This window comes from Roseibaca calidilacus, assembly GCF_001517585.1.
GTDB classification, from domain to species: domain Bacteria; phylum Pseudomonadota; class Alphaproteobacteria; order Rhodobacterales; family Rhodobacteraceae; genus Roseinatronobacter; species Roseinatronobacter calidilacus.
Genome location: NZ_FBYC01000004.1, coordinates 1486454 through 1505000, shown reverse-complemented (window position 1 = coordinate 1505000; position 18547 = coordinate 1486454). Strand labels below are relative to the sequence as shown.

Here is an 18547-nt window from a genome sequence, read left to right as displayed (position 1 = left end):
CGCCAATTCGCAAGCGAATTGGCGGGTGGCTCCACCAAGACCCAGCTACGCTTCGCATTGGTGAAGCCCAGGGTTGTTTTATGCGCCAATCGTCAAGTCGATTGGCGGGTGGCTCCACCCGGCACATCGTCGAGATGTTGCAGTTTGAAAGACCAACACGATCATCAAGCACATGGGTCATGTGCTTGATCGTCCTGTTGGACGTTGGCAGCTTCGGCTGCTTTTTACATCGTTTAGAGAGATACACATCAGTGTCATGTTGGCATCTTCGCGTGAGAAGATGCCTGCAGGGTCTTCGGACTTTGCAAGACATGAGACTATTCCAAGTCAAGTACACTAACCAATTGTTCTGGATGCCCCGATCTATGCACGTAGAGACGGGTAGTGCGGTGCCAACGCGCTCAAGTGAGCTGCGCGGTAGCGCATAAAAAATCCAGGGCGGGAAACGTACAATGCTTTTGGTCTTGGGAAGCGTGGGGCGCGGGAACGCAAAAGGCCCGTTGCCCCCTGTCATGTGACGTTGCCTGTGAAAACGGGGAACCGATCTGGCTCTTTCTGGATCAAATCAAGCGCAATAAGGGCGTTTGGTGGATGCCTTGGCAGCAAGAGGCGATGAAGGACGTGATACTCTGCGATAAGCGCAGGCGAGCCGAGAATAGGCTTTGACCCTGCGATCTCCGAATGGGGCAACCCAACTGATTGTTTGTTGTTATTGCTTCGCAATAACATACGCTCCGCGCGGACCCTTGGTCCGTGGCCACCTTTGGGTGGCCGGGCGCGTATGTTGATGCGTGGTGGCTAACAATGAGCATACTCAGTTACTTTTAGGCTGAATACATAGGCTTAAAAGAGCAAACCCGGGGAACTGAAACATCTAAGTACCCGGAGGAAAGGAAATCAATAGAGACTCCGTTAGTAGTGGCGAGCGAACGCGGACCAGCCGAGCCGTGAATGTGGGCAGAACTGTCTGGAAAGGCAGGCCATAGCGGGTGACAGCCCCGTATGCGAAGCATGATCGGACGTATCAAGTAGGGCGGGACACGTGAAATCCTGTTCGAAGATCGGGGGACCACCCCCGAAGGCTAAGTACTCCTTGCTGACCGATAGCGAACCAGTACCGTGAGGGAAAGGTGAAAAGCACCCCGACGAGGGGAGTGAAACAGACCTGAAACCGGACGCCTACAAGCAGTCGGAGGGGACATGATCCCTGACGGCGTACCTTTTGTATAATGGGTCAACGACTTGGTCTATCTAGCAAGCTTAAACCGTTAGGTGTAGGCGCAGCGAAAGCGAGTCTTAAATGGGCGTCGAGTTAGATGGATCAGACCCGAAACCGAGTGATCTAGGCATGGCCAGGTTGAAGGTTGGGTAACACCAACTGGAGGACCGAACCCACATCCGTTGAAAAGGATCGGGATGAGCTGTGCCTAGGGGTGAAAGGCCAATCAAACTCGGAGATAGCTGGTTCTCCGCGAAATCTATTTAGGTAGAGCGTCAGACGAATACCCCGGGGGGTAGAGCACTGGATGGGTAATGGGGCCCCACAGGCTTACTGATCCTAACCAAACTCCGAATACCCGGGAGTACTATCTGGCAGACACACGGCGGGTGCTAACGTCCGTCGTGAAGAGGGAAACAACCCTGACCTACAGCTAAGGCCCCCAATTCATGGCTAAGTGGGAAAGCAGGTGGGACGACCAAAACAACCAGGAGGTTGGCTTAGAAGCAGCCATCCTTTAAAGATAGCGTAACAGCTCACTGGTCTAAATAAGTTGTCCTGCGGCGAAGATGTAACGGGGCTCAAGCCATGAGCCGAAGCTTAGGATGCACGTAAGTGCGTGGTAGCGGAGCGTTCTGTTCTGTACTTCTTGCGTCTTGCATGCCCCAAGGGGTGTGACGGACGCATCAGAAGTCTGCTGTGAAGCCGGCCCGTGAGGGACCGGTGGAGCGTTCAGAAGTGAGAATGTTGACATGAGTAGCGACAAACAGGGTGAGAGACCCTGTCGCCGAAAGTCCAAGGGTTCCTGCTTAAAGCTAATCTGAGCAGGGTAAGCCGGCCCCTAAGGCGAGGCCGAAAGGCGTAGTCGATGGGAACGAGGTTAATATTCCTCGGCCAGTGGGATGTGACGGATCGCGGACGTTGTTCACCCTTATCGGATTGGGTGGGCAGCCAGGCGGTCCCTGGAAATAGCCCCACATCAGACCGTACCCGAAACCGACACAGGTGGACTGGTAGAGAATACCAAGGCGCTTGAGAGAACCATGTTTAAGGAACTCGGCAAAATACCTCCGTAAGTTCGCGAGAAGGAGGCCCCGTCTTTGCGCAAGCAAGGGCGGGGGGCACAGACCAGGGGGTGGCGACTGTTTACTAAAAACACAGGGCTCTGCGAAGTCGCAAGACGACGTATAGGGTCTGACGCCTGCCCGGTGCCGGAAGGTTAAATGGAGGAGTGCAAGCTCCGAAATGAAGCCCCGGTAAACGGCGGCCGTAACTATAACGGTCCTAAGGTAGCGAAATTCCTTGTCGGGTAAGTTCCGACCTGCACGAATGGCGTAACGACTTCCCCGCTGTCTCGAACATGGACTCAGCGAAATTGAATTGCCTGTCAAGATGCAGGCTTCCCGCGGTTAGACGGAAAGACCCCGTGCACCTTTACTACAGCTTCACACTGGCATCAGGATTGCGATGTGCAGGATAGGTGGTAGGCTTTGAAACAGGAACGCCAGTTCCCGTGGAGCCTCCCTTGAGATACCACCCTTCGCACTCTTGATGTCTAACCGCGATCCTTGAACCAGGATCCGGGACCCTGTGTGGCAGGTAGTTTGACTGGGGCGGTCGCCTCCCAAACAGTAACGGAGGCGTGCGAAGGTGGGCTCAGAGCGGTCGGAAATCGCTCGTTGAGTGCAATGGCATAAGCCCGCCTGACTGCAAGACTGACAAGTCGAGCAGAGACGAAAGTCGGCCATAGTGATCCGGTGGTCCCGAGTGGAAGGGCCATCGCTCAACGGATAAAAGGTACGCCGGGGATAACAGGCTGATGATGCCCAAGAGTCCATATCGACGGCATCGTTTGGCACCTCGATGTCGGCTCATCTCATCCTGGGGCTGGAGTAGGTCCCAAGGGTACGGCTGTTCGCCGTTTAAAGAGGTACGTGAGCTGGGTTTAGAACGTCGTGAGACAGTTCGGTCCCTATCTGCCGTGGGTGTTGGAGACTTGAGAGGAGTTGCCCCTAGTACGAGAGGACCGGGGTGAACGTTCCACTGGTGGACCTGTTGTGGCGCCAGCCGCAGCGCAGGGTAGCTATGAACGGACAGGATAACCGCTGAAAGCATCTAAGCGGGAAGCCCCCCTCAAAACAAGGTCTCCCTTGAGAGCCGTGGTAGACCACCACGTCAATAGGCCGGAGATGTACGCGCAGCAATGCGCTCAGTCGACCGGTACTAATCGCTCGATCGGCTTGATTTGATCCAGTAACAACCAGATCAATTCCAAGACCAACACAACAAAAGCATGACCAAAATCGTCGGGCTCAAATCCCCCACCGATGTGTATCACTCAAGCGATAATACATCGCTTGATCAAGGTTGATTACCAGGTTTGGTGGCAATAGCGCGAGCAATACACCCGATCCCGTCCCGATCTCGGAAGTTAAGTGCCGCCGCGGCAATGGTACTGCGTCTCAAGACGTGGGAGAGTAGCTCACCGCCAAACCTCATAATCAACCTAAACCTCTAAACATACCACCGCGGGGTGGAGCAGCCAGGTAGCTCGTCAGGCTCATAACCTGAAGGTCACAGGTTCAAATCCTGTCCCCGCAACCACCTTTACCGAACCCGCATCAACACCGCGCAGCACACCGGGCTGCGACGTGTCGATCATTGCGCTCAGCGCGCCGTCCAGCGCCAGCGTCACATTCCCATCCTCATCAATATGCACCGTCACCGCCTCGATCAGGCTTCTGATTGTGTCCAGTACCGCAGGCCGTATGGCCGGGTCGCGCAGGCTATCCGCGAGTTGCTCGACCTTGCGCCGGTAGAGATCTGACAGGTTGGGGTGCAGCCGGACAGGGGAGGGGGCAGGTTCAGCCAGTTCCTGTGCTATCTCTGTTGATTGCCACTGAGATTTGACCCGGTAATCGCCAAAACTGTCATTGAGAATTGACCCATGTGCAACCTTGCCCCGGCTTGAACCAGCTGGGGGCAAATGGAGTGATCGACATGGGATTTTTGAAGGTAATCAGAACATGGGCGCTGCGAGACAAGATGCCCATTCGCGAGATTGCACGGCGCACGGGCATATCGCGCAGTGAGCGGTGACTGCCATCGGTTCGAAGGAACCGCGAACAATCAAGAAATATCTGCGGGAGGGGATTGTTGAACCGGCGTTTCAGACGCCGGATCGTCCTAGCAAGCTCGCCCCATATGCCAAGCAGCTGACAGCTTGGCTTGTCTCGGATCAGCGCAAATCACGCAAAGAGCGCCGGACGGCGAAGCTGATGCACGCCGATCTGGTGAAGCTGGGATATGACGGTTCCTACGAGCGTGTTGCGGCCTTCGTTCGTGAATGGAAAGGCGAACGCCAGCGCGCGTATCACACGACCGACCGGGGTGTCTTCGTGCCGCTTGTGTTCCAGCCGGGTGAAGCCTTTCAGTTTGATTGGAGCGAAGACTGGGCCTATGTCGGCGGTGAGCGGATCAAGCTGCAGGTCGCCCACGTTAAGCTGTCGCACAGCCGGGCATTTTTGGTGCGGGCCTATCTGCTGCAAACGCATGAGATGCTGTTTGATGCCCATTGGCATGCGTTCCGTGTCTTCGAAGGCGTCCCAAGCCGCGGCATCTATGACAGTGAGGCTTGGCCGCCACGGGTCCGAGGCCAGGCCGAACGAAGACGGCGGTCGACAAGGTCGGACTTGGCAAGAAGCGCGATGTGAATGCGCGGTTCACGGCGATGACCAGCCATTACGTTTTTGATCCCGAGTTCTGTAACCCGGCAGCGGGCTGGGAGAAGGGACAGGTCGAGAAGAATGTCCGCGACGCGCGCCGTCACGCCGGAGGCGTGCTTCCAGCACGACGCATGTGGCAGCTGATGCCGGCCTTTCCGGATCTGGATGCGCTGAATGCTTGGCTGGAAGAACGCTGTAAGCTGCTATGGGCAGAGACGGCGCATGGCACCTTGCCTGGCAGCATCGCAGATGTGTGGGCAGCCGAGAAGCCTGCGCTGATGGCGCTCCCCACAATGTTCGATGGCTTTGTCGAGGAAAGAAAGCGCGTCTCGCCGACATGCCTGATCAACTTTGATCGCACCCGTTATTCTGTGCCCGCCAGCTTTGCAAACCGCCCCGTCAGCCTTCGCATTTACCCTGAGCGGCTGGTGGTCGTCGCCGAGGGGCATGTGATTTGCACGCATGAGCGCATCATCGACCGGTCGCACCGCCAGCCGGGGCGCGTGATCTATGACTGGCGCCACTATCTGGCGGTGGTTCAGCGTAAACCCGGAGCGTTGCGCAATGGTGCTCCCTTTGTGGAAATGCCCGAACCCTTCCGCATGTTACAGGCGAAGATACTGCGCCAGCCCGGCGGGGACCGCGAGATGGTCGATATCCTGTCCTTGGTGCTGCACCATGACGAACAGGCCGTCCTGTGCGCCGTGGAATTGGCTCTGGAGGCGGGCGTGCCGACCAAGACCCATGTTCTGAACCTGCTCCACAGGCTGCTGGATGGCAAACTGACCGACCAGCCGGATGTGAACCCTCCTGCGGCCTTGACGCTGAGCAAAGAGCCCGAGGCCAATGTCGCGCGCTACGATGGGTTGCGCACCACGAGAGGAACACGCCATGCGTCATGACCCCGCCGGTGCAGCTCTCATCATCATGTTGCGCAGCCTTAAAATGCCAGGCATGGCGCAGGCCGTGCAGGATCTACTCGATCAGGGAGCGCCTGCATTCGAGGCTGCCATGCCGATCCTGTCGCAACTGCTAAAGGCTGAAATGGCCGAGCGCGAGGTGCGCTCGATCGCATATCACATGAAGGCAGCCCGCTTCCCAGCATACAAGGACTTGTCCGCGTTCGACTTTGCCGCCAGTGAAATGCGTGAAGCTCTGGGTCGTGTCTCGGAGTTGGTGGAAATTCGAGGGCGGCGTAATCTCCGGGTGAACTGACACCCACCCAACCGGCGGCTGCAACCGCCAGGGAGATCACGCCATGAACCAGATTACCGACACTGCGAGCTTTGCGCTACTGGCCCATGAGGCCGGGTTTGACCCGATCGAGGATCGGTTGCGGGCGAACGTCCGTGCGACCATCGAAGCCGTGTTCGAGGAGGAGCTTGCCAGCTTCCTCGGCCGTCTTCGCTATGACCGGGGCGATGGAGTCACGAAAGGGTATCGCCACGGGCACCGAGAACGGCAACTCACCGGCACCTTCGGGACTGAGACGGTCATCGTGCCTCGCGCCCGCGTTGCAGATGAGACAGGCAAGGTAACGGAGTGGCGGTCGAAAGCGCTGCCCCGATACCAGCGGCTGACGAAGAAGGCCGAGGCCCTCATCGCAGCGGTCTATCTCGCAGGTACGAACACCCGGCGCGTCAAGCGAGCGCTGTTCGGGCTGTTCGAGGGTGCCGTCAGCAAGGACGTGGTCAGCCGTGCCTGGCGCAAGGTGAAGGTCGACTGGGACGCCTGGTCCGCGCGTAACTTGGCCGACGAGGATATCGTCCGGCTGATCCTCGATGGCACCGTGATCAAGACCCGGCTGGACCGGAAAGCCACGAACATCTCGGTGCTGGCCGCAATCGGGGTGCGCCGCGATGGTCAGAAGGTGCTGCTTTCCATCAGGAATATGGGCGGGGAGAGCAAGGCCGCATGGCGGCAGTTCCTCGATGACCTCGATGCACGGGGCTTGAAGCGGCCCGAATTCGTGATCGTCGACGGCGCCCCGGGACTGGAGGCCGCCCTCGTGGCGCTGTGGGGCGAGGACCTGCCGATCCAGCGCTGCACGGTTCACAAGCATCGCAACCTCCTGGCCCATGCCCCGAAGCACCTCCACGACGAGTTGACCGAGGACTACCGCGACATGATCTATGCCGACACCGCGGCCGAGATTGAGACGCGCCGAAAGGCCTTCCTGCGCAAATGGCGGCTAAAGTGCCGTGCGGTCGCTGACAGTCTGGAGGAAGCCGGAGATCGGCTCTTCACCTTCACCCGCCTCGACCCGTCACAATGGAAATCGGCCCGGACCACCAACGCCATCGAGCGCCTGAACGGGGAATTCCGCCGCCGCATCAAGACCCAGACCGTGCTGCCCTGCGCAGAGACCGTGCCCATGCTGCTCTGGGCGCTGCTCGCCTCCGGCCAGATCCAGATGCGCAAGGTCGATGGCTGGGAAACCTTGTCTCAGCCCCTCGAACCCATGCCTCTTGACCTCGCCGCCTGAGAAACCGAAAGATCACATGCCCGGAGATGGCCGCCAGGAAATTTCCACAGCATTCGCGACACGACCAAGCTCTGGTCCGCCAGCTCCATCGCTGCGAATTTCTGGATGGCGCAGAGAATGTGGTGCTGATCGGGGGGCCTGGCACAGGGAAATCGCATGTTGCGACGGCCCTCGGCATCCAGGCTATCGAGCATCACCGCAAGCGCGTGCGTTTCTTCTCGACGGTGGAATTGGTCAATGCCCTGGAACAAGAAAAGGCCCATGGCAAAGCCGGGAAGATCGCCGAGGCCCTGGTAAAAACCGATTTGGTGATCCTGGACGAACTGGGATACCTGCCATTCAGCGCCTCTGGCGGGGCCTTGCTCTTCCATCTTCTGAGCAAACTCTACGAGCGCACCAGCGTCATCATAACCACCAACCTGAGCTTCGCCGAGTGGGCTACGGTCTTTGGTGACGCCAAAATGACCACCGCGCTGCTCGATCGCCTCACCCACCGCTGCCACATTCTGGAGACCGGCAATGACAGCTACCGCTTCAAGGCCAGCTCAGAAACAGCGAAAAAGAAACGGAAGGAAACACCAGCATTGACGCCATCATGATACGCAGAACATAACCACTGGGTGGGTCAGTTCTCGGTGACAATGCCGGGTCAAATCTCAGTGGCAATCAACAGGTCAGAGGTCTGTTCGACGGCGTTGATGTAGATGCTCGCGCGAACGAACCGGTCGGTCGCGCGCACCGTGCCCGGCATGAATTCCCGCGGGTTCACGCCCTGCCAGTATTCGCGGATCGCCAGTTGGCGCTCAAAGGTGGGTTCGTTTGTCATTACCTGATAGCTGCGGTCATGCCAGATGACCATCTGGCCGTCCACGAACTCGATAATTGCGCTGTCCCCGCTGGCGTCCGACATCGAGATATGTACCGTTGCCGCGCGTCCAGGCGGTCCGACCGGCACCGCACCGCCCTGCACGAGAACCGGGTTTTCGCGCAGGTCGGCAACGGCCTCGGCCACGGTGGCGTAGCGGTCCAGAAGATATTGCGGGAAGACAGAAAGAGAGATCGTCTGTGTCGCGCCATCATCCTCGGGATAAGTTGCGTTGACCTCCCATTGCAGGTTTACTACGAGCCCTTCCTCGTTCATTCCGTCCGTGGTCGAGATCTCGTAGCCCGAAACAATCAGACTACCATATACCGAAGTCCACTCAACCGAGCGCGGACCGGCCGCACCGTTCCGCTCCATGCCGCGGGGAAAGGCCCATAAATTGCTGACGATGGGCAGTTTCCAGTCCATGGTGCGACCTGTCAGAATCCGTCCGTCAGGACCCTGATAAACGACACGCGTACAGGCCTCTGCCACATGCGCCACGACAAGTACAAGAGTCGACGCGATCGCGGCAAGGGTCGTGTTCAGACGGTTCATTTGATTTCTCCCTTCACGATCATAAGAGACCTGCCGGAATATAGAAATATCGGTCGCGCAGGGTTTGCGCACCATCTCAGAAACGCCAAGTCGCCCCTATTAACGGGCCGCTCATTGCGCCTTTGAAGACCGTGCCACCGTCTCGGTAGTCGAGGTATAGGTGCCGATAACCGAAAGACAGGAACAGATTGTCTGTTGCCTGGTAGTTGGCGGTGACAGCGGCCTGCCATGTCAGATCGGACCCGACTCCGAACCCACCAAAATCGGCATAAGACAGCACGGACCATCTGTCCGAGATGGGCGTGTTGACCCTAAGCGCCAAGATTGGGTCCACGAATGTCTTTTCGGGCGCAAGGCTGACGCCGACCAATGGTGCCGACACCAACCCGTCCAATTTCCAGCCGCGTAAGCCGCCCATGACATCGACGGTTGTCTCGCTTCCCGCTTCGAAGCGCTGTCCTGCCGCAAGGGTGAGCGAGGTGATCGTCACCTCGCCCGAAGCCGGTCCCCCTGGGGTCAAGCCGTTCCGGGATGAAGAAGAATAAGTGAAATCCCCGAACACGACAAAGTCGCCACGCCGTGCGAAGCCGGTCGCAAAAAAAGCGGCGTCAAGGTCCTTCAGAACTTCGGTCAATGACTTGTCGAAGGACAGGGTCGGCGCGCCGGTAAATGGCGTTAAGTCGCCGCCGACGCCTGCGCCCCAGCCATAGAGCGTGACCTGCCCAGTCCAGTCCTGTGCATGGCTTGCAGCTGGTGCGGTGGTGAAAAAAGCAGCGGCGACCAGTGCCCCGATCGCAGATGAGGTTGTGTTACGAAGCATCAAAGCGTCTCCTTGAAAACTCGACCGCCCTTCATGACGAGGCGCAGGTTGTTGGTGGGATCATCGAGGAAATCGAGATCGGTTTCAGGATCGCCGTCCCAGACGAGGATGTCGGCATGCGCGCCCTCGGCGATGACGCCGAGACGACCCTGATAGGGATCGCGCGGACCGGACATCGCAAGCAGCTCTCCGGCATTGCCAGTGGCCATGCGAAGCGCTTCGAGTGGCGGCATGAAGCGGGTCAGCTTCGCCAGTTGCCGGCCCTGACTTCGCGAAGCACCGGGGTTCATAAGGATATCGGTGCCGAAGGCCATGTTCACGCCCTCCGCCCGGCCTTCCTCGAAGGCGCGCACCGTGCCGCGGGCGACCTCCTCGGCCTTGGCCTGCTGGATGGGATTGGTGCGCGGGTTCGAATCCTCGTCCTCGAGGAAGGGCTGGATCGACCACCAGGCGCCGGCGTCGCCCATCATCCGGATCGTCTCGCTGTCGGCAAGTTGGCCGTGCTCGATGGATCTGACGCCCGCCCGCAAGGCGCGCTGGATGCCCTCGGAGGTATAGACATGGGCGCAGACATAGGTGCCCCAGTCGGCGGCGGCGCGGACGGCGGCCTCCATCTCCTCCTCGAGGAACTGCGCCGTGTCGAGCGGATCGTAGAGCGAGGTGACGCCGCCGCCGGCCATGATCTTGATCTGGCTCGCGCCCTTCATGAGCTGCTCGCGGGTCCGGCGCAGCACCTCGTCGCGCCCGTCCGCGATGGCCGCGACGCCGGTGCGCTCGGTGTAGTCGGCGGGATCGGAGTCCATGCGCGGCAGGGTGCTCAGCAACCGGAAATCGCCGTGGCCCGAGGTCTGGGAGATCATGGCGCCCGAGGGGAAGATGCGCGGCCCGGCCACCACGCCGCGGTCCACGGCCATCTTGAGCCCGAAGACGGGTCCGCCGGTGTCGCGCACGGTGGTGAAGCCGCGCATAAGTGTCGCGCCGGCCTCTTGGCCCGCGACAAGATGGATGAATGCAATATCCTGTGTCAGAGCCGCGACTTGGCTCACGCTGACCAGGGTCGCGTGCCAGTGGCAGTCGATCAGACCCGGCGTCACTGCGCGCCCGCCGCAGTCTATGACGTCGGCATCTTCCGGGCCCGTACCTGTCGCGGGCAGGGCCGAGATACGGCCGTCCGCGATAAGGATGTCGCGGCCGGTCTGCATTGCGAGGGTGGTGCCATCGAAGAAGCGGAGGTTCGTCAGGAGAGTCGGGCGTCCCGGCGTCTGCGCACGCAACTCGCGCGGGGCCAGGCCGAAGCCCGCGAACATGCCGATCACGGCAGCGGTACCGCCTAGAAACTGGCGCCTTGAGATGTCAGCTTCGATCCTTGCAAATGCGGCTTGGGTCTGCGGCGCGCCGCAGAGACAGCAATCGATTGCCGCAGCACCCGCTTCAATCGCTTCGCAACACGTCATGCACATATGGCAGCATCCTTTCATCGTATATTAAAAATAACACTTTACTTAAGTGATCTTAGCATCGTTTCATCGATTTCAAAGAGTAACCGTCGCGCCATCACATGATTTGTACCGCAAGTTGCGGTGATCCCGCAATGAGCATGAACCTCCGTTGTGCCGGTCGATCGCTACGCGATCCCATGCGCGACAAGGAGGGATATGGTGCCATTCTTGCGTTTTTAGGGGAGGTTCCCGTGCGTTCCGACACAAGAACCCTTACCTTTCTTACAGAACTCATCCTCCTTACCGTATGGCTGGAGGTGAACGTCCAGCGCCCACAGGGGTCGGGCAATGCGCTACCGCCGCAACTTGCGCTCTTCTGAATCGGTTACTTGAATGCCGACGATCCATGCCGCTGATCTCGTGGCTGTCCTTCAGGCGTCGATCCCCTGCTATTCGCTTTCACTTACAACGCTCACCGGGTCGCCCAGCTGGACGGATGGTGCCCTTTCTCGGTCCCGCGTCAGTAATCCCAACTCATGGCTGTCCATTTGAACACCCCGCCTGAAACCCGTTGTCGCAGTGTGATATCAGGCGGTCCGTCTCGGCCTTCGTCCAGTTCGCCGGGCTGGTTACCCGCACCCAAGGGCCGATATAGTCCCGCGCAAAATAGGCGTGCCCGTGCCCCGGTGGTGCCCCGAAAGACAGCGCCATGTCGAGAGCGAGCTGGAATTGTGTTACGATAGGCATGAACGTGAAATGATCCGACATGTCTTGCGCTGGCGGATCGCGCATCCATGGTGGGGCCCGCCAGAGCGAAGCGGGATCGTAAAATACGACCGGGTCACTGGAATATTGCAGGAAAACGATGCGCATCCTACCCCATGGTGCCGCGGCTTCCGAAGCGTCGGAGACGTGCGAGGCATAACGCACGAGTGAGCCGTCGCCGATCGTTGGCAGCACCCACGGACTGCCCGGCGCGCGCCGGTTCTGGACGTAGTTCCAAAAGGCTGATGAAAACGGTGGCCCGGCCCAGAAGGCCCCATCAATGGGATCGTCGAGAAGACGGAAGATGTTGGTGGCATGCATCGAAGACCAGGCGCCAAGGCTCAGGCCATGGACGTATAGCCGCGGCCGCGCTTCGGGCGGCAGTGTCTTCCAATAGCCGTGAACAACCTCCTGCAAAGCGGTAGCCTGCTCGAGCCCGGCGTCCGTCTCAAGGATCAGCGCAAGCGGTGACTGCAGGTAGGAATATTGCGCGGCGACTGTCGCGATATCGCCACCGTGCATGTATTCCACCGGGTCGTGGGCCCCAGGGTCCATCCAGCCTGTCCCGGTTGGGCTTGCGACGATAAGCACCTCACGCTCAAAGGCACCGAGCCGCTGCAATTCGGCCAGCGCCAGCTCGGCTCGTTCCCTTGGCGTTTCCCCGTTCGCGCGCCCAACGTAGACGCGGATCGGGTCTATCGCCTCGCGCCCGGTGAAGGCCGAGATAGCCGCGGCGTCAGGCCCTGACGTGATGAAGTCGCGTCCCGGCGCGCCTATTCCGCCCCAATCGATGAAGGAGGCCGGGCTACCTGCCTTGGTCAGGTCCTCCGGCGGGGGCGGCGCGTTGTCGAAAAGCGCCTGCGCCAGCTCGTAGCTTTCGTCGAGACCCGCGACGACCCTGTCGAGGATGCCGTCGCGTGTTACGACCAAAAGGATCAGCACGACCGCGACGAAGCCAAGGACATTCGCGCGGCGCGGCGGCATGACGCGATAGAACCATGCCCGGATCAGACGGAAGAACGAAGTCACTAGCCGGCCGATGCCGTAAGTAACGGCAAAAGTTAGCACTGCGAGTGCGAGGATCACGGCAAGATGCAAAGCATCGGCCGGCGGCAGGTCCATCTTGCCGCGCAGGTCGTTTTGCCATTCGAGGCTGGAGCCTAGCACCCAGAGGAACAGCGCCGCGACCGCCGAGGCCGAGGCCCATGTCAGCCACCGCGCGATGCGGGCTGGAAGGCGCGGCAGGTCTAAGGCCCACCACAGCAGCGCAAGGATTTGCGCACAAAGGTATCCCAGCGCGGTCACGAGGCCGCCGAGCACACCTTGCATTTCGGGCCCGCGAGGGATCAGCGAGGGGGTCAGAGAAGCGGAGAAAAAGACGAGACCCAGCAGCAGGGAGGAAACCGAGAATACACCTGTCAGACGAGATGTGAATTTTTCCGTCATGCGGGCCTCTGAGGTAAGCGCGTGTTTCCTGTTTCTTCTATCATTCATTCGATCCATAATGAAAGGTATGTCTCTACCCGGCAGTTTCAGGACACAAAATGCCCCGAACTTTTTCAATAGCATGGCGTGCAAGTGCGGTTCTGATCTGCATTGCATTGATGATGGGCGTGCCGCGACCGTCAAGCGCCCAGACCGAACCGGACGATGACGTCGTGCCGTTCCTGACGTTGCGCAATCAAACGGGCGCCGACGTGCCGGCGGATCTGTTCGGGGATGAGCGAAGCGTCCTGAGCGCGGGACGCTGCCGTGTTGGCGAACTCGATTTCCGGGGTCTGTCCTCGCTCGCGGCCGCTGCTCCGCCCTTTATACGGGAAGAGTTTCTGTTCGTCGACGACGTTGCTATGGTTGAACCCGCGCGCATCTTTGACGGGTTGCAGAGCAGCGCGGATGCTCCCGCCATGTACGTCCACGGATACTACATCGGTTTTGAGAAAGGCTGTCGGCGAGCCGCGCTGCTGCGGAACAACGCGAATTTAGCGGGGCGCTTCCTTTGGTTCAGTTGGCCCTCAGATGGGTCCCTGGCCTCCTATATTCATGACGAGGCGGACCTGTACTGGAGCGTCCCGGACATCGCCGATGCGATCATCGAGCTTGAAAGACGCTTCGGCGGCGGTGCGGCAGATGTCATTGGGCACAGCCTCGGGGCGCGCGGGATCGTGCTGGCGCTTTACGAAGTCGCAAGCCGCGAGCCCGACATACGTCTCGATGAGGTCGTTCTGCTTGCCCCAGACATGGATTTCGGAATCTTTCAACGTTTGCTCCCCCGCATCCGTGGGATTGTTGACAACATCACGATCTACGTCACGACAGGTGACCGGCCGCTCGCGATATCGGCCCAACTTCACGGCTATCCCCGGCTGGGTCAGGCTGGCAACGACGTCGAAACGCTGGAAGGCGTGGAGGTCATCGACTTGAGCGATCTGCCCAGCGACAGCCCGACGGGACATCTCTATCACATCTACAACCCCATTGTGGGCCGTGATCTGGATCAGTTGTTGAATGGTGGACTGCATGCCGCCGAGCGCCGGAACCTGCATGTGACGGGGCATAACTTGTGGCGGTTGCGGGGCACTGACGGTGACAGTATGGATTGACCCGCAGCGCCACGCAGCCTAGACACGCCGGCGGGCGCGATCCGGGGCGCGGGATGCGATGACGAATGTCATGTTTCGTCGGCTATGCCCCGGAGCAGCCATACGGAGCTGCGGCATAACTCACGCTTTGAAACTGATTTGAATTTCAGCTTTTTGTTCAACGAACCGGCCAATTTGCGGGCACATCAAACCTAAGCTCTTACCCCAGTTGTGCACCCCACAAATGCTGTAGCTTTCGTGAGGATCCGAAATAGTTGCTGACGGTCGTGCACTGCGCTGGGCTGACGCTGCCATTTTCTGGGCGCTGAGCCACCGGCAGCCCAGCGGGTTGTTAAAAACTGAAGACTGAACCGCCCCGGGTTTACCGGAGGGTAAAACTCTCAGAAGATGGCCCCCATGGACAAGAAGAAGCAAACCCCGAGATACACCGCCGAATTCCGCGAACGTGCGGTTCGGCTTTTCCGCGATCAGCGGCCTGATTACAGCAGCGATAACGCGGCATATTGTGTGATTGCGCCAAAGCTTGGCTGTTCGCCAGACACTTTACGAGCGTGGCACGTGCAGGCGGCCCGGGATGCTGGTGAGCGCTCTGGTCCCAGCAGCGAAGAGAAGGCACGCATCAAGGAACTCGAACGAGAGAACCGCGAACTGCGCCAAGCAAATGAGATTTTGAAGAAGGCGTCGGCATATTTTGCCCAGGCGGAGCTCGACCGCCCATTTCGCAAATGACCGCTTTCATCGCAGATCACCGAGAGGTGTTCGGGGTCGAGCCGATCTGCCGTGTACTGCAGATTGCCCCATCTACCTTCTATGCGCGTGCCGCGATTGCCCGCAATCCTGACTTGGCCTGCAACCGGGCCAAGCAGTATGCCCACGATTTGGTTAAGATAAAGCAGGTCCACAAGAAAAGCAGAGGGCGTTACGGGGCACGCAAGGTTTGGCATCAGCTTCGCCGCGACAAGCAAGACATCGCCCGCTGCACAGTCGAGCGCTTGATGCAAATCTCAGGATTACATGGGGTTACCCGCGGCAAGAAGAAGACGACGATCCCTGACCCCGCCCAGCCGTGCCCAGATGACAAGGTCAACCGGCAGTTCAAAGCGGCATTCCCCAATCAGCTCTGGGTGTCCGACTTTACCTACGTATCGACTTGGCGGGGCATGGTCTATGTTGCTTTTATCATCGATGTCTTCGCCCGCAAAATCGTAGGTTGGCGAGTGTCCACCTCTATGACAACAAGCTTCGTCCTCGATGCATTGAACCAGGCGGTCTGCCAAAGATGTCCTGCGGAAAGCGATGGCCTTATCCACCACTCGGATCGGGGCAGCCAATATTTATCCATCCGGTATACCGAAAGGTTGGCGGACGCGGGCATCGATACCTCGGTTGGAAGCGTCGGTGACAGCTATGACAATGCTCTCGCCGAAAGCACAATTGGCCTGTTCAAGACTGAGGTGATCAACTTTCTTGGCCCGTGGAAATCAATGAGCCAGGTCGAGTGGGAAACCCTGCAATGGGTGAGCTGGTACAATACCGAAAGGTTGCACAGCGCAATTGGCCACAAACCGCCCCAAGAAGTAGAGGAGCAATTCTATGCAAGCATGAACAACCTTGAAAAAGTCGCGTAAATTTTGAACAAAAAAACCTCCGGTAAACCCGGGGCGGTTCACAGAGACGAGCCCGTCAGCGCCGCACCGATGCTGCGAAGATCGATGATGTCATGGGGAACATTCAACCTTTGCGCACAAAGTGCGGCATAGCCCAACTCTTTGCGGTGGCGCTGTCCATAGTCGAAAGAAAGAAGGCGGGTCAGCTTTCCGTCTTGCGCCAGAATATGCGCAAGAGACACGGAATCAAGCCCGCCAGAGCAGATGACGACTGTCTTCATTATGTAACCCTTGTTTTGGTATCCGGGTAGGCTGCGACCGGAGATGTGTGCATAAAACAATTTTCACCGCAGGCCAAGGGCAAGCGGTTCGATCAAGCCCAAGTCAGCCGATCAATGCCCCAAGCGGCTGCGGCATAAGCTGTAGGTCATGGCGCGGGCTTTATCGCAGTGGCGCGCCGTTGAATGCGACCGGCCAAGGTTGCAAAGATTTCTGCCCAGCCCGTCGGAACCCGCGCCAGATTTCTAGCCTATGGCGCGCGTGGGATAATCCGTGATAATGCCATCCACCCCCAGCGCGATCATCCGCGCGATATCCTCGGGGGTGTTGACTGTCCATGCGTTTACCGCAAGGCCCAGATCCTGCGCGTGTCTGATCCGCGCTTCGGTCAGATCGCGGTGATAGGCGCACCAGCATTGCCCGCCCTGCGCGGCGATCAGTTCGGGCAGGTTGCACGCATGTTTTGACAGTGAAAGCCCCGCCATCCAAGGTGAGCCTTCGAACACTGTCAGATGGTCGCCGGGTTGTTCATAGGTCAGATACCCGCGCGCCAGATCCGGTGCCTGCTGGCGCACTTCATCCAGCACGCGCCAATCGAAAGACGACACCAAGACCTCTCCGGGCAGGCGATGCTGCGCCAGCGTCTGCAAAAGGGCCTCGACCAGCACCGCGGGCGCATCGGCCAAGTCGTCGCGCGTGGCGTAGGATTTGATCTCGATATTCAGGATCAAGCCGCTTTCGCCTGCCGCCCAGTCCAAGACTTGCTCAAAGCTGGGTATGCGTTCGCCGTCGCACGGTTTTTGATCCGGATAGGCTTTGCCATAGGCATGGTCTGGGTTCAAACGCCCGACATCATAAGCCTGTAGCTGCGCAAGGGTCAGGTCCCGAATCTTCGGCCCTGCTGCGCGCAACCACGTGCCATCCGGGTCGCGCGCAATCTGCATTGGCACAAACGGGTCATGCACCACGACCGGCACTTGGCCTGCCGCATTCTGCACATCAATCTCTAGCCCTTGCGCGCCGGTCCTGCGCAGGTAGCGAAAGCTTGCAAGCGTGTTTTCCGGCAGCACGCCGCGCGCGCCACGATGACCGTAGACAATGGGGGCACCATGCGGACGCCGAAACGGATTCAGGGTCATGCCACGCGCTTGCCGGTCGCTTTGTTGAACGGGTGCAGCTTGTCGCGCTTGATGCTGAAGGTCAGCTGACGTCCTTCCTGAACGTCGGGCACATGCGGCAGGCGCGCGATGATCGTGTCCTTGACTCCGTCAAAGCTAAGATGCAGGTGGCTTTCGGCCCCGGCAGGTTCTAGCAGCACCAACTGCCCGCCTAGCGAGATGTCATCATCGCCCGCCGGGTCAAGCGACAGATCCTCTGGGCGCAAGCCAATCAGATCGGCCCCTGCGGGCAGATGCGTCAGCGCATCGCTTGAAACCAGTTTGCCCAGATAGTCTGCCGGCAGCATGTTCATGGCGGGCGATCCGATAAAACCTGCCACAAAGGTCGTGGCCGGGCGCAGATAGACCTCCATCGGTGTGCCGATCTGTTCGATCTGCCCGGCGTTCAGCACCACAAGCCGGTCGGCCATAGTAAGCGCTTCCAACTGGTCATGCGTGACATAGAGAGAGGTGGTGCCAAGCCGCTTTTGCAATTGGCGGATTTCGACCCGCATCTGCACGCGTAGCTTGGCGTCAAGGTTCGAAAGCGGTTCGTCAAAGAGAAAGGCCTTCGGCTCGCGCACCAGCGCGCGGCCCATCGCCACGCGCTGCCGCTGACCGCCAGACAATTGGCGCGGCTTGCGGTCAAGGAATTGCTTTATTTCCAGCATCGCGGCGGCGTCACGCACGCGTCGGTCGATCTCGTCTTTGCGGAAGCCACGGTTCTTCAGGCCATAGGCAAGATTGTTGAACACCGTCATATGGGGGTAGAGCGCGTAGTTCTGAAACACCATCGCGATATCACGTTCCGCAGGTTCAAGCTGGTTCACCACCTGGTCGCCGATCTTGAGCGTGCCTTCGGTGATGGTTTCCAGACCTGCGACCATGCGCAGAAGCGTGGATTTTCCGCAGCCAGAGGGGCCGACAAGCACGATCATTTCACCATCGGCAATGTCGATATTCACATCACTGACGGCGCGGACATTGCCCGTATAGACCTTGCCGAGGTTGTCCATTTTTATGGAAGCCAT

9 protein-coding genes, 1 tRNA gene, 2 rRNA genes, 4 pseudogenes and 1 other annotated feature are annotated in these 18547 nt (G+C 59.2%); of the genes and pseudogenes, 9 read left to right on the top strand and 7 right to left on the bottom strand.

Going from position 1 to position 18547, the window contains the following annotated elements:
• The first annotated feature begins 563 nt into the window (after nucleotides 1-563).
• The 7 genes and pseudogenes from AWT76_RS10975 to istB form a co-directional block, all read left to right on the top strand.
• A 23S ribosomal RNA gene (locus AWT76_RS10975) occupies nucleotides 564-3467 on the top strand.
• A gap of 131 nt (nucleotides 3468-3598) precedes the next feature.
• A 5S ribosomal RNA gene (rrf, locus tag AWT76_RS10970) occupies nucleotides 3599-3713 on the top strand.
• Between the two features lie 33 nt (nucleotides 3714-3746).
• Nucleotides 3747-3823, top strand: a tRNA-Met gene (locus AWT76_RS10965).
• 396 nt (nucleotides 3824-4219) lie between these two features.
• Nucleotides 4220-5846 (top strand): annotated as a pseudogene (gene istA / locus AWT76_RS10960) (IS21 family transposase).
• Nucleotides 5836-6108, top strand: a pseudogene (locus tag AWT76_RS10955) (ATP-binding protein); the annotation flags it as partial. The pseudogenes istA and AWT76_RS10955, both read left to right, overlap by 11 nt.
• A 94-nt stretch (nucleotides 6109-6202) precedes the next feature.
• Nucleotides 6203-7429, top strand: coding sequence for an IS256 family transposase (locus tag AWT76_RS10950; RefSeq protein ID WP_072245038.1), 1227 nt, complete (start codon nucleotides 6203-6205; stop codon nucleotides 7427-7429).
• A 26-nt stretch (nucleotides 7430-7455) separates the two neighbouring features.
• Nucleotides 7456-8028, top strand: a pseudogene (gene istB / locus AWT76_RS10945) (IS21-like element helper ATPase IstB); the annotation flags it as partial.
• Nucleotides 8029-8078: 50 nt separating this feature from the next.
• On the opposite strand, the gene AWT76_RS10940 reads toward istB, so the two are convergent.
• The 4 genes from AWT76_RS10940 to AWT76_RS10920 form a co-directional block, all read right to left on the bottom strand.
• On the bottom strand, nucleotides 8079-8849 hold the full coding sequence (locus AWT76_RS10940) for a linear amide C-N hydrolase (protein ID WP_082700176.1): 771 nt from the start codon (nucleotides 8847-8849) through the stop codon (nucleotides 8079-8081).
• A 76-nt stretch (nucleotides 8850-8925) separates the two neighbouring features.
• Nucleotides 8926-9669: a hypothetical protein gene (locus AWT76_RS10935; RefSeq protein WP_072246383.1), complete on the bottom strand. Its 744-nt coding sequence runs from the start codon at nucleotides 9667-9669 to the stop codon at nucleotides 8926-8928.
• The gene (locus tag AWT76_RS10930; RefSeq protein WP_245638808.1) at nucleotides 9669-11123 is read right to left on the bottom strand and encodes a metal-dependent hydrolase family protein; all 1455 of its coding nucleotides are present in this window, start codon (nucleotides 11121-11123) and stop codon (nucleotides 9669-9671) included. The genes AWT76_RS10935 and AWT76_RS10930 overlap by 1 nt, the downstream gene beginning before the upstream one ends.
• 519 nt (nucleotides 11124-11642) lie before the next feature.
• On the bottom strand, nucleotides 11643-13319 hold the full coding sequence (locus AWT76_RS10920; protein ID WP_072246380.1) for an alpha/beta hydrolase: 1677 nt from the start codon (nucleotides 13317-13319) through the stop codon (nucleotides 11643-11645).
• A gap of 98 nt (nucleotides 13320-13417) precedes the next feature.
• Here AWT76_RS10920 and AWT76_RS10915 point away from each other — a divergent pair, with 98 nt between their 5' ends.
• Both AWT76_RS10915 and AWT76_RS10905 read left to right on the top strand, forming a co-directional pair.
• Nucleotides 13418-14473 carry an alpha/beta hydrolase gene (locus tag AWT76_RS10915; protein ID WP_072246379.1) on the top strand — a complete coding sequence of 352 codons (1056 nt, stop codon included), beginning with the start codon at nucleotides 13418-13420 and terminating at the stop codon, nucleotides 14471-14473.
• A gap of 396 nt (nucleotides 14474-14869) precedes the next feature.
• A protein-coding gene (locus tag AWT76_RS10905) for an IS3 family transposase (protein ID WP_141655913.1) occupies nucleotides 14870-16101 on the top strand; the annotation gives its coding sequence in 2 pieces (ribosomal slippage) (nucleotides 14870-15164 and nucleotides 15164-16101; 1233 coding nt in all).
• Nucleotides 15157-15273: a sequence feature (AL1L pseudoknot), on the top strand. Its footprint overlaps the gene before it by 117 nt.
• 41 nt (nucleotides 16102-16142) lie before the next feature.
• On the opposite strand, the pseudogene AWT76_RS10900 reads toward AWT76_RS10905, so the two are convergent.
• The 3 genes and pseudogenes from AWT76_RS10900 to ugpC form a co-directional block, all read right to left on the bottom strand.
• A pseudogene (locus tag AWT76_RS10900) lies at nucleotides 16143-16361 on the bottom strand (7-cyano-7-deazaguanine synthase); the annotation flags it as partial.
• A gap of 243 nt (nucleotides 16362-16604) precedes the next feature.
• Nucleotides 16605-17498, bottom strand: a complete 894-nt coding sequence (locus AWT76_RS10895; protein ID WP_072246378.1) for a glycerophosphodiester phosphodiesterase family protein — start codon at nucleotides 17496-17498, stop codon at nucleotides 16605-16607.
• Entirely contained in the window at nucleotides 17495-18547 is a 1053-nt protein-coding gene (gene ugpC / locus AWT76_RS10890; protein ID WP_072246377.1) for a sn-glycerol-3-phosphate ABC transporter ATP-binding protein UgpC, read from the bottom strand. The genes AWT76_RS10895 and ugpC overlap by 4 nt, the downstream gene beginning before the upstream one ends.